Genomic DNA, 10,933 nt, shown 5'->3' with positions numbered 1-10,933 from the left:
CGCGCCGCCGGGCGACGTGGTCCCCCGACCTCGGTCGCCCGGCGGCGCGGGTCCTCAGCGGGCGTCCCCCGAGCCGCCGAGGACGTGCGGGGCTGCGTCGAGCAGCTGGAGGCGCGTGACCCGGTCGCGCACGGTGCGGACGTCGTCCGGCTGCGCAGGGGTCGGGACGAGCGAGAGCGCCGTGAACGTCTCGGCCGCCGGGAGCAGCTCGCGCGCGAGGTCGCGCAGCATCTCCGCCGCGGCGGCGATGTCCTCCGGACGGGTCGTGGTCGCGGCCGTGGTGTCCTCCTCGGACGCGAGCCCGACGTAGAGGATCAGCCCGGCGCGGCCGGCGAGCGGCGCGACGGGGTCGGGCGCGGGCCGCGCGGGAACCAACGACGGCGGGAGGTCGGCGGGCAGGCTCATGAGGTGTCTCCGGGGTGCGTGGCAGCAGCGTGCGTGGGTGCCGGGGGCGGCGGGTGGGCGGTCCGGGTGGTCAGGACCAGCGACACGTCGCTGCGTGTACCGCATACGTCGCACGGCGCACCGGACAGGTGCGGTCGGCGCGGTGCGGGGAGATCACGGTCGAAGCCTCACACGCGTGGCGCAGCCCGGCCAACCGTTATGCGCGATGGTCTCAGCCGGTGAGAAGCGGTCGCGGAGCGCTGAGACGGCCCGGGCAGACGTCCGGCCCGGCACCCGACGCGTGCGCGGGGGACCGGGCCGGACGAGGAGCCGGTGCGTCCGGCCGCGACCTGCCCGCGTGAGGCTCGGGCCGGGCGGGGACGGGTGCGGTCAGACGACCCCGTACAGGCGGTCGCCCGCGTCGCCGAGGCCCGGGACGATGTACGCCTTCTCGTTGAGCCGCTCGTCGACGGCCGCGACGACGACCTTGACGTCCACCCGGTCGCCGACGGCGTCCTCGACGACCTTGAGGCCCTCGGGCGCGGCGAGCAGGCACACGGCGGTGACGTCGCGCGCGCCGAGCGCGAACAGGTAGTCGATCGCCGCGACGAGCGTGCCGCCGGTCGCGAGCATCGGGTCGAGCAGGAAGCACTGACGCCCCGACAGGTCGTCGGGCAGGCGGTTCGCGTACGTGATCGCCTCGAGCGTGGTCTCGTCGCGCTGCATGCCGAGGAAGCCGACCTCGGCCGTCGGGAGCAGGCGGGTCATGCCCTCGAGCATCCCGAGGCCCGCGCGCAGGATCGGCACGACGAGCGGGCGCGGGTCGGCGAGCTTGGTGCCCGTCGTCCGCGCGACCGGGGTCTCGATCTCGTGCGGCTCGACGTGCACCTCGCGCGTGGCCTCGTAGGCCAGGAGGGTCACGAGCTCGTCGACGAGGAGGCGGAACGTGGGGGAGGCCGTGTCCTTGTCCCGCAGCACCGTCAGCTTGTGGGCGACGAGCGGGTGGTCGGCGACGTGCAGGCGCATGGGGCCAACCTACCGTCCGTCCACACTCCGGGACGGCACGCGAGGGCGTGGGCTCGGGTGCGACGGCGTGGCGCCGGCGTGCGGGACAGCGGCGGGGCCTGCGGGAGGATGGGCGCATGACCGGGACGGCCGACGACGCGCGGCACATGGGGCTCGCGCTCGACGAGGCGCGGGCGGCGCTCGCGACCGGGGACGTGCCCGTCGGCGCGGTCGTCGTCGGGCCCGGCGGTGCCGTCGTCGGGACGGGCCGCAACGCGCGCGAGGCGGCGGGCGACCCGACCGCGCACGCCGAGGTGCTCGCGCTGCGGGCGGCGTCGGTGACCCTCGGGCGGTGGCGGCTCGACGACTGCACCCTCGTGGTGACGCTGGAGCCGTGCCTCATGTGCGCGGGGGCGACCGTCCTGGCGCGCGTCCCGCGGCTCGTGCTCGGCGCGTGGGACCCCAAGGCGGGAGCGTGCGGGTCGCAGTGGGACGTCGTGCGCGACCGGCGGCTCAACCACCGGGTCGAGGTCGTCGGCGGGGTGCGCGAGGACGAGTGCGGCGCGGTGCTGCGCGACTTCTTCGCGGGGCACCGGACGGGCTGAGGACGCGGCGCGCGCTCCCGCGGGACACCGGCCCGGGCGGCCGGGTGGCCGACGCCGGACGGTGGCGGGTTCCCGGCGCGGCGTCGGGCACGGCGTGCGGACGCCGGCCGGGGGTCAGACCGGCGGGAGCGACCGGCTCAGCTCGGTGAGCACCTCGGACGTGCCCGCGTCGACCTTGAGCGTCGCGAGCGGGTCGCCGCGCGTCTGCCCGCGGTTGACGATGACGACCGGCATCCCGGCCTTCGCGGCGTGCCGCACGAACCGCAGCCCCGACATCACCGTGAGCGACGACCCGGCGACGAGCAGCGCGTCCGCGGCGTCGACCATCGCGAACGCCCGCGCGACCCGCTCCTTGGGCACGTTCTCCCCGAAGTACACGATCTCCGGCTTGAGCATCCCGTCGCAGCGCTCGCAGTCCGCCACCCGGAAGTGCGCGGTCGTCTCGATCACCGCGTCGGCGTCGGGCGCGATCTCGACGTCCCCGACCGCGGCGCCGACCGACTCGACGAACCCCGGGTTGAGCTCGTCGAGCCGCCGGTCGAGCGAGGCCCGGGAGACGACGTGCCCACAGCTCAGGCAGACCACGCGGTCGTACCGGCCGTGCAGGTCGATGACGTCGACGCTCCCGGCCTCCTCGTGCAGCAGGTCGACGTTCTGCGTGATGACGCCGACGAGCACCCCGCGCGCCTCGAGCTCCGCCAGCGCGCGGTGCCCGGCGTTCGGCTCCGTCCGGCGCATGTGCCGCCAGCCGACGTGGTTGCGCGCCCAGTAGTGCCGCCGGAACGCCGGGTCGCCGACGAACTGCTGGAACGTCATCGGGTTGCGCGGCGGGGAGTCGGGGCCGCGGTAGTCGGGGATGCCCGAGTCCGTCGAGACGCCCGCGCCCGTGAGGGCGGTGACGCGCCTGCCGGCGAGGAGCGCGACGGCGTCGGCGGCCGTGCCGGTGCGCGGCGCGGCGGCGGACGGCGGGACCGACGGCGGTGTGGCGGTCGTCGCCGCCGGCGTCGGCGGGGGAAGGGGCACCGGTCCACGGTACGACGCGGCCGCGCGCGGTTCCCGGTGAGCGGTGCGGTCAGGACGTGCCTGCCGACGACCGCCGCCGGGGGCGGTGCGGGGACGCCGCGCGGGCGGCGCGGATCGGGCTGCGGGGGCCTCGGACCGCCCGATTACGGACCACGGCCTCCGACCGGGTACCCTTCTCGGCGAGGTAGCGTGTCCGAGCGGCCTAAGGAGCACGCCTCGAAAGCGTGTGTGGGTGAAAGTCCACCGTGGGTTCAAATCCCACCGCTACCGCTCTGGGGTCCTGACACAGGTCAGGCCCGTGAAGTGACAGAACCCCTCGCGGGGGCCCGGACGGGCTCCTCGCGGGGGGTTCCGTCATGCCCGGGCCGGTCGATGGGGCGGGCCGCAGCACCCGCGCACACGTGCGGGCGGCGCGGCGGCAGTCAGGGGACGCGGGAGTCGGAGACGTCCAGCTGGCGGTGCCCGTACTTGTCCCGGAGGAAGTTGCCGGTGGTGCTCAGCTCTGCCGTCAGGCGACGGTGGCGGCTCGCGTCGAGAGCCTCGGCCTGGCCGGCGAGGATCCGCAGCTGCTCGGTCAGCTCCTCGTCGGGGGTGCGCCCGTCGGGCTGGCGCTCCTGCAGCCTGCTCGGCGCGATCGCCAGGTAGTTGCTGAGCACGGCCGGCAGGTACTCGCGGGCCACCGCGTCCAGCTCGTACTCGAACCGCGGGTCTGCGGTGGGCGCACGCTGCTCGGCCGCGATCACGGCGTCCAGCACCTGGCAGATGTGCAGGACGGTCCGGTGCGCGTCCCCCGGCAGTCGGTGCCTGTTCCGGTCGGCCTGCCTGCGGACCCGTGCGACCGCCGACGGGAGGTGCTCCGACCCCGTGGCGGGGATGGTGCGCGTGCGTACCGCCTCGATGACGGTGAACGCTGCGGCCGGGCCGCGCTTCCACCACGGGCGACGCGCCGGCAGCCACAGGTCGCGCAGGTGCCAGGAGCGCACGCCCGAGGCGCCCATGGCCGTCAGCGCGAGCAGGGCGGGCGGCCCCCACGGGTCGAGCACGAACACCGCCGTGGAGAAGGCCCCGGCGTAGAGCAGGCCCTCCAGCGACGTCCTGAGGTCCTTGCGCACCGCGCCGATGACGAGCACCAGGTAGGCGTGCAGGGGCAGGAAGACGACGACGGCCGTCACCTTGGCGACGTTGCCGAGCGTCAGCCGCGTCACGGCGAGCTCCTCCCCAGGACCGCCGGGGTGTCGGCCTCCTCGAGCTCCGGTGACGTCGAGGCCACGATAGCTCCGGTTCGACATGGGGCCTCCTCGAGCGCTCGGGGTCTGAGCCGATTCTCTCAACCCTGTCAACGGCGAGGGCGCCGACGCCCCTGATGCGGCGGCGGCCTCGACGCCCGCGTCACCGGCTCAGGTCCACCTCCTCGCCGAGCCACCCGAGCTTGTCGGGGTTCGCGATCGACCACACGTGCGTCACGCGGCCGTCGGCGACGGTGAACCCCACGACGGCGACGAGGTGCCCGTCGAGCTCCATCCGCAGCCCGGGCTCCCCGTTGACCCAGGCGACCTCGGCGACGAGGGTCCCCTCGGCCCTCGCCATGCCGCCGACGAGGTAGCGCGCGAGCCGCACCGCGCCGACGATCGGCCTCCGTGCGGCGCCGCGGACCCGACCGCCGCCGTCCGCCACCGCGACGACGTCGGGCGCGAGGACGGCGAGGAGCGCGTCGAGGTCGCCGGTGTTGAGCGCCGCGACGAGCCGGGCGACGACCCGCTCGTGCTCGGCGGCGACGACCCGGACCCGCGGTCGCCGCGCGGCGACGTGGGCCTGGGCCCGGTGGGCGATCTGCCGCACCGCCGCCGGCGTCTTCCCGACGGCGTCGGCGATCTCGTCGTACGGCACGTCGAAGACCTCGCGCAGCACGAACACCACGCGCTCGGCGGGCCCGAGCGTCTCGAGCACGGTGAGCATCGCGAGGGAGACGCTCTCCGCGAGCGCGATGTCGTCGGCCACGTCGGGCCCGGTGAGCAGCGGCTCCGGGAGCCACTCGCCGACGTAGTCCTCGCGGCGCCGCGACACGGTGCGCAGGTGGTTGAGCGCCTGCCGGGTCACGACGCGCACGAGGTAGGCGCGGGCGTCGCGGACCTCGGCGCGGTCGACCGACGCCCACCGCAGCCACGACTCCTGCAGCACGTCCTCGGCGTCGCCGGCCGAGCCGAGCATCTCGTACGCGACGGTGAACAGCAGGCGGCGGTGGACGACGAACGGGTCGTCGTGCGGGCGTGCGACGTCGGCCACCGGGACGCCCTACCGGCCGTCCGCTGTACGCGACGGGACGGCGAGCGGCGGCAGCCCGCACGCGTCGGAGAAGTGCTCGGAGCGGATCCCGAGCGCGAGGTTCATGCGCGCGGACATGTTCATGAACGCGACCCGCGCGGCGAGCTCGACGAGCGCCGCGGGCCCGAGGTCGGCCAGGAGCGCGTCCGACAGGGCGTCGGTCACGGCCGGGGGCGTCTGGCTGGCCGTCTCCGCGTATTCCATGACCCGGCGCTCGCGGAGGCTGAAGACCGCCGACTCCCGCCAGCGCGGGACCTCGCGGACCTTCGCCTCGTCGAGCCCGTGGTTGTGCGCGACGAAGTGCTGCAGGTCGAGGCAGAAGCCGCAGCCGATCGTCGCGGCCGCCGCCATCGCCGCGTACGACGCCAGGTCAGGGTCGAGCGCGTCCCAGCGCTCGACCTTGCGCCCGAGGCCCATCGAGGCCTTCATGACCGCCGGGTGGTGCCACAGCACGCCCACGGAGTCGGGCACGCGGCCGAACATCGTGCGGGCCACGAGCTTCACCATGCTCCCGTAGGCGCCGGTGATCTCGGTCGGGGGGACGCGCGTCGGGGTGGTCATGGCTGCTCCTGTGTCGTCGGTCGTGGGTCCGTCGACATGAAGACACCGGCCGGGGCCGCGCTGTGACACCCGGTCGTCAGGCCGTCGTGCCCTCCGCGAGCCACGCCTCGAACGCCGCGAACGACGACGGCCGCCCGAGGAACCGCTCGACGAGCTCGGCGGCGTCCGCGGACCCGCCCGGCTCGAGGACCGTCTCGCGGTAGCGGCGGCCGACCGCGGGGTCCATGAGCCCGTCGGTGAACGCGGTGCGCAGGTCCTTGGCGATGACGAGGCTCCAGAGGTACGTGTAGTACGCGGAGCCGTACTCGTCGAGGTGCCCGAAGCCCGCGTACTGGTGGCTGTCCGCGACCGGCGCGTAGGGGCCGAAGCGCGCGTCGACGTCGGCGGTGAACGACGCCAGGTCCACGGGCGGGTCGGCGTGCAGGCTGTACGACAGCGCCGTGAAGTTGAGCTGACGCCGGGTCCACGCACCGCGGGCGAACGCGTCCGCACGCCGCATCCGCTCGACGAGCGCGGCGGGGATCGGCTCGCCGGCGGCGTTCGTCGCGAACGACGCGAGCACGCCCGCGTCCCAGCCCCACTCCTCGAGGAGCTGGCTGGGCGCCTCGACGAAGTCCCACTCGGTCGCGACGCCCGAGAACATGGCCCACGGCTGGTGCCCGCCCAGGACCTCGTGCACCAGGTGCCCGAGCTCGTGGAAGAACGTCAGCACGTCGTCGTGCTCGAGCAACCCGGTCGGGAAGTTGCACACGAGCGCGCCCTCGGGCAGCGACCGGCCCGCGATCCCCGGACGCAGCGGGAACTGCGCGGCGTGGTTGAACTTCCCGGCGCGCGGGTGCATGTCGAGGTAGACGCGCCCGATCGCGCGGCCGCCATCGGTCACGTCGTAGACCTCGACGTCCTCGTGCCACGTCGGGGCGTCGACCCGCTCGAGCGCGATGCCGAAGAGGCGCTCCATGACGCCGAGCACTCCGGGCTTCACGGCCTCGTAGCGGAAGTACTCGCGCACCTCGCGCGCGTCGACGCCGTACTGCTCGCTCTTGACGACCTGCTCGTAGAACAGGTTGTCCGCCGGGGTCACGGCCGTGGCACCGGGGACGTCCTCGCGGTACCGCGCGAGCATCACGTCGACGTCGTGGGCCGACGCGGCCGCCGTGAGCGCGTCGAGCCGCTCGACGAGGTCGGCGATCGCCGTCCCCGAGCCGATCATCTTGACCTCGGCGTCGTACGTGGGCCAGTCCGGGTAGCCCAGCAGCGCGGCGCGCTCGGCGCGGAGCCGGAGCAGCTCCGCGAGGACGGGCTCGTTGGCCGGCCAGCCGATCCGCTGGTGCTCCCGCGTCAGGGCCAGGCGCACCCCGGGGTCGGTCGCGTACGTGCGGACCGGCAGCAGGTCGGGGTACTCGGTGGTCAGCGTGACGAGCCCCTCGTCGTCGGCGGGGTGCTCGGCGAGGAAGTCCTCGGGCAGCCCGGCGAGCTGCTCGGGGCGCACGCGGACCGTGCGGACGTCGTCGCGGATGTTGCGGGCGAACTCGAGGCCCAGCTCGGTGCACCGCTGAGCGAGCGCGCGCAGGCGCTCGCGGTCCTCGGGCGAGCGGTCGACGCCGGCGCGGCGGAAGTCGCGCAGGACGTGCTCGCGAACCCGGGTGGCGGCCGCGTCGAGGCCCTCGGGATCGGTCGCGGCGAGCACCTGCCACAGCTCGTGGTCGAGGCCGCGCTGCGTCACGAGGTCCTCCGCGGCCTGCGCACGCTCCTCGGCCGCCGCGCGCAGGGCGGCGTCGGGGTGCACCTCGGCGAGCAGGTGGGCGGCGGAGGACGCGGTCGCGATCGCGACGTCGGCGTCGTTCCAGAGGTCGAGGACCTCGGTGGCGGTGCGGGCGGTGCCGTCCTTGAGGCGAGCGAGGAGGGCGCGGGCGTCGTCGAGCGCGGAGTCGATGGTGGTCTCGAGGTAGGCCGGCCAGGCGTCGGGCTCGGCGGGGAACGCGGTGGGCTGCGCGAGGGGCATGAGGCGACGATAGCCACGGCCGGGTGCGGGCGGCCGCCTCTTTCCGCGCGGGTCCGGCGCGGGCCGACGCGGCACGGCGCGACGCCGGGCGCGGGGTGCGACGGCGTGCGCACGTCCGCAGGCGGCTCGACGGGTCGCGGCCGTCAGCGAGCGGGGCCCAGGACGAGCCGCACCGTGACCGTGTCGCCCAGCTCGAGCCCCTCGGCCCGGCGGACCGCCGCCTTGACCGGCACGAGGTAGCGGCCGTCCCGCGGGAACAGCGACGTCTCCCACGCGGTGCCGCCGATCCGCGCGAGCACGGGGATGACGCCCCACCCGTACGTGACCTGCGACGCCACGGCTCTGATGGCGGCGCTCTGCTCGGTCGGCACCGGGACGTAGTGGTACGGCGAGGGGCCGCGCCACCAGATGATCTCGCCGCTGAGCTCGAGCTCCATCGCGCGAGCATCCCGCACCGCACCGGTGGCTGTCGCGGGTGCGGCTCGACCCGTCGTCGCGCCTCAGGCCCGTCGCCTCCGGGCCGTCGCCCTCAGGCCCGCCGGCGCGCCGCGAGCGACGTCACGACCGGCGCGAGGAGCGCGACTGCCGAGGCGGCGAACGCGGCCGTCGCGACCGTCCCGTCGAGCACCGGCCCGTTCGTCCGGCCGAGCCCGATCCACGCGAGGCCCCACGCCATCGCGAGCCCGGCCGGGACGACGACGCTCGGGCGCGTCCGCGCGAACACCGCGTACGCGACGGCGAGCGCCGCCGCGGCGGCCAGCACGACCACCGACCACGCCGTCGCGCCGAGCCCGAGCTCCCCGACCCCGGCGGACGCGAGGAACGCGGCGATGTTCGCGAGCGACGCGACGCTGACCCAGCCGAGATAGAGCCCGGCGGTCACGTCCGTGACCCACGACGTCGCGGCGCCCGTGTGCGGGATCCGCACGAGCCGGACGAAGATCGTCGCGAGCACGGCGAGCAGCGTGAGGATGACGACGACGCTGCCGACGACCGAGCCGGCCTGGACGACGGCGATCCACAGCGCGTTGAGCAGCATCGACGCGAGCACCCACCACGAGACCGCGCGCAGGCGGGGGTCGGTCGCCCGGCGGGGCAGCGCCTGCACGACGGCGAAGACCGCGAGCCCGGTGTAGATGACCGACCAGATGGAGAACGCGGGGGAGTCAGGGGCCAGGGGTGTCGCGGTCGCGGACAGCGCGCCGCCTGCGGCCTCGGCGATGGGCTGCCCGCCGAACGCGCCGGAGCCGACGGCGGCCCCCGCGATGGCGACGGCGGCACCGACCAGGACGGTGACCTGACGGACCCGGTCCTGGGACGTGACGGGGGCAGCGGCTGCCGTGCTCGGGGTCTGCATGCGTCCAGCATGCCGGTACTCAGCATGCTGAGCATCTCGAACGGGTGACGCGCCGACGGGCCCCGCCCGCCGACCGTGCGGTCGGGGAGGGGCCCGTCGGGCGGGCTGAGCGAGGGTCAGGAGCGGCCGGAGCAGAGCACCGTGTCGACGAGCGCGAGCACCTCGTCCGAGACCGCCACGCCCGTGTCGGTCGGCAGCGCGAAGTGCGCGGTCGTGGTCGCGACCATGATCGCCCGGCCGTCCTCCGTGACGCCGCCGTCGGTCTGGTAGCCGGGGATGATCCCGCCGTGGCCCCACGCGAGCTCGCCGCAGCTCAGCTCGGTCGACTGCAGCCCCAGCCCGTAGCGCCACGTCTCCGGGATGCCGGGCAGGTCCATCGGGACCGTGGCCTTCATCTGCTCGAGCTCGGCCGGGCGCAGGACCTCGCCGGCCAGGAGCGCGCGGAAGAACGTGCTGAGGTCGCCGGGCGTGGTCACGACGTCACCCGCGCCCCAGGACGACGACGTGTCGATGTCGGTGTGCTCGAACAGCGCGGACCCGATCGGCTCGGCGTGGTACCCGCTCGGGTGCTCGCCGCGGATCGCGCGCTCGCCACGGGCCGGGACGTACGTGCCGGTCAGGCCGAGCGGCTCGATGATGCGGTCGGTCACGACCTCGCCCAGCGGGCGCCCCGTGACCTTCTGCACCAGCAGGCCGGCGAGCACGTAGTTGGTGTTGCTGTACGACCACGCGCCGGGCGGGGTCGGCGGCAGCGCGAGCCCGAGCGCGACGAGCTCGTGCGGCTCCATGTACCGGTCCTTGAGCGCACGGAGCGCGGGCACGCCGTCGACGACGAACGGGGGGCCGTCGGTGAAGCTGCCGATCCCGCTCGTGTGCTGCAGCAGGTCCCGCACGGTGATGTCGTGCCCGTCGACGGGCCCCCGCACGACGCCCGGCAGGTACGTCTCGACCGACGCGTCGAGGTCGACGCGGCCCTCGCCGACGAGCTGCAGCACCACGGCCGCGACGAACGTCTTGCTGTTGCTTCCCGCGCGCACCTGCCCGTCGACGGGGACGGGCTCACCCGTCGCCAGGTCACCGGCACCGGCGACGAGGTCGCGCTCGCGGCCCCGGCGGTCCGTGACGTTCGCCAGCGCCGCCGGCACCCCGTGCTCGTCGACGAGCCGGTCGAGCGCCTGCTGCACGACGTCCGTCCGGGGCCTGCTCCCGGGCCCGTGATCCTGGCCGCGGCCGGCCGCGAGCGCGACGGCGGGCGTGGCGAGCGCGGCGCCGGCGGCGAGCGTGCACACGAGCGCGAGCGCGGACATGCGGGTGGGCTGCTGGGGGCGCGTGCTGCGGGGCGTGCGGTCGGTGGTCTGCGACATGGGTTCTCCTCGGGTGGGCGTGCCGGTCGGGGGTCGGTTGCGTTCCCGTCCACCGTGCGTCGTGGCGCACCGCCGCCACCATGCCGGTACCCGCCGTGTCGGGGTGGGGCCTGCACCACCCCGCCGCCGCGGCCGGCCCCCGTGCGCCCTGCTCGGTGTGTGCCCAGGTCAGCGGGGCGTGAACCTGCCGAGGCTGCGCGCTCGAAAAGCCGCACGCGTGTCTGCACGGTCCACTACCGTGCCACCGGCGTCGCTCCGCACCGGCAATCCGCCCGGGTCCTGCGTCGAGCGGCCGGACGCGTCAAGGGGG

At 75.3% G+C, this 10,933-nt stretch carries 11 protein-coding genes and 1 tRNA gene; 2 read left to right on the top strand and 10 right to left on the bottom strand.

What is annotated here, in order from left to right:
* Positions 1–54: 54 nt before the first annotated feature.
* Entirely contained in the window at positions 55–405 is a 351-nt protein-coding gene (locus tag CCE01nite_RS03285; protein WP_034627757.1) for a hypothetical protein, read from the bottom strand.
* Between the two features lie 369 nt (positions 406–774).
* A complete protein-coding gene (gene upp / locus CCE01nite_RS03280; protein WP_034627760.1) occupies positions 775–1,410 on the bottom strand; it encodes a uracil phosphoribosyltransferase in 636 nt (211 codons plus the stop codon).
* Positions 1,411–1,526: 116 nt separating this feature from the next.
* Here upp and CCE01nite_RS03275 point away from each other — a divergent pair, with 116 nt between their 5' ends.
* On the top strand, positions 1,527–1,994 hold the full coding sequence (locus tag CCE01nite_RS03275) for a nucleoside deaminase (protein ID WP_084142571.1): 468 nt from the start codon (positions 1,527–1,529) through the stop codon (positions 1,992–1,994).
* 114 nt (positions 1,995–2,108) lie between these two features.
* Here the strand turns inward: CCE01nite_RS03275 and CCE01nite_RS03270 are convergent, their stop codons facing one another.
* Complete coding sequence (locus CCE01nite_RS03270; protein ID WP_052103857.1) at positions 2,109–3,017, bottom strand: NAD-dependent protein deacetylase; 909 nt, start codon at positions 3,015–3,017, stop codon at positions 2,109–2,111.
* Between the two features lie 183 nt (positions 3,018–3,200).
* On the opposite strand from CCE01nite_RS03270, the gene CCE01nite_RS03265 reads away from it, so the two are divergent.
* Positions 3,201–3,287, top strand: a tRNA-Ser gene (locus CCE01nite_RS03265).
* 152 nt (positions 3,288–3,439) lie between these two features.
* Here CCE01nite_RS03265 and CCE01nite_RS03260 read toward each other — a convergent pair.
* The 7 genes from CCE01nite_RS03260 to CCE01nite_RS03230 all read right to left on the bottom strand — a co-directional run bounded on the left by CCE01nite_RS03260 (position 3,440) and on the right by CCE01nite_RS03230 (position 10,623).
* Positions 3,440–4,222 carry a hypothetical protein gene (locus CCE01nite_RS03260; protein ID WP_034627762.1) on the bottom strand — a complete coding sequence of 261 codons (783 nt, stop codon included), beginning with the start codon at positions 4,220–4,222 and terminating at the stop codon, positions 3,440–3,442.
* Between the two features lie 184 nt (positions 4,223–4,406).
* Positions 4,407–5,300: an RNA polymerase sigma-70 factor gene (locus CCE01nite_RS03255; protein WP_034627764.1), complete on the bottom strand. Its 894-nt coding sequence runs from the start codon at positions 5,298–5,300 to the stop codon at positions 4,407–4,409.
* A gap of 9 nt (positions 5,301–5,309) precedes the next feature.
* Entirely contained in the window at positions 5,310–5,900 is a 591-nt protein-coding gene (locus CCE01nite_RS03250; protein WP_034627766.1) for a carboxymuconolactone decarboxylase family protein, read from the bottom strand.
* 76 nt (positions 5,901–5,976) lie between these two features.
* The gene (locus tag CCE01nite_RS03245) at positions 5,977–7,902 is read right to left on the bottom strand and encodes a M3 family metallopeptidase (RefSeq protein ID WP_034627768.1); all 1,926 of its coding nucleotides are present in this window, start codon (positions 7,900–7,902) and stop codon (positions 5,977–5,979) included.
* A 143-nt stretch (positions 7,903–8,045) separates the two neighbouring features.
* On the bottom strand, positions 8,046–8,339 hold the full coding sequence (locus tag CCE01nite_RS03240; protein ID WP_034627770.1) for a DUF1905 domain-containing protein: 294 nt from the start codon (positions 8,337–8,339) through the stop codon (positions 8,046–8,048).
* A 92-nt stretch (positions 8,340–8,431) separates the two neighbouring features.
* Complete coding sequence (locus CCE01nite_RS03235; RefSeq protein WP_034627773.1) at positions 8,432–9,259, bottom strand: TspO-related membrane protein; 828 nt, start codon at positions 9,257–9,259, stop codon at positions 8,432–8,434.
* 116 nt (positions 9,260–9,375) lie between these two features.
* Positions 9,376–10,623 carry a serine hydrolase domain-containing protein gene (locus CCE01nite_RS03230; RefSeq protein ID WP_141371969.1) on the bottom strand — a complete coding sequence of 416 codons (1,248 nt, stop codon included), beginning with the start codon at positions 10,621–10,623 and terminating at the stop codon, positions 9,376–9,378.
* Positions 10,624–10,933 lie beyond the last annotated feature (310 nt).

Origin of the sequence: Cellulomonas cellasea (assembly GCF_006538745.1) — a bacterium.
GTDB lineage: Bacteria > Actinomycetota > Actinomycetes > Actinomycetales > Cellulomonadaceae > Cellulomonas_A > Cellulomonas_A cellasea.
Note: the sequence above shows the minus strand (reverse complement) of the source record. Positions and strands in the feature narration are given on the sequence as shown.

What these genes read in the sequence shown, in the direction of transcription:
- CCE01nite_RS03250 (WP_034627766.1), bottom strand. Translation starts at nt 5,900, where the DNA reads ATGACCACCCCGACGCGCGTCCCCCCGACCGAGATCACCGGCGCCTAC.
- CCE01nite_RS03230 (WP_141371969.1), bottom strand. Translation starts at nt 10,623, where the DNA reads ATGTCGCAGACCACCGACCGCACGCCCCGCAGCACGCGCCCCCAGCAG.
- CCE01nite_RS03240 (WP_034627770.1), bottom strand. Translation starts at nt 8,339, where the DNA reads ATGGAGCTCGAGCTCAGCGGCGAGATCATCTGGTGGCGCGGCCCCTCG.
- CCE01nite_RS03275 (WP_084142571.1), top strand. Translation starts at nt 1,527, where the DNA reads ATGACCGGGACGGCCGACGACGCGCGGCACATGGGGCTCGCGCTCGAC.
- CCE01nite_RS03245 (WP_034627768.1), bottom strand. Translation starts at nt 7,902, where the DNA reads ATGCCCCTCGCGCAGCCCACCGCGTTCCCCGCCGAGCCCGACGCCTGG.
- CCE01nite_RS03285 (WP_034627757.1), bottom strand. Translation starts at nt 405, where the DNA reads ATGAGCCTGCCCGCCGACCTCCCGCCGTCGTTGGTTCCCGCGCGGCCC.
- CCE01nite_RS03235 (WP_034627773.1), bottom strand. Translation starts at nt 9,259, where the DNA reads ATGCAGACCCCGAGCACGGCAGCCGCTGCCCCCGTCACGTCCCAGGAC.
- upp (WP_034627760.1), bottom strand. Translation starts at nt 1,410, where the DNA reads ATGCGCCTGCACGTCGCCGACCACCCGCTCGTCGCCCACAAGCTGACG.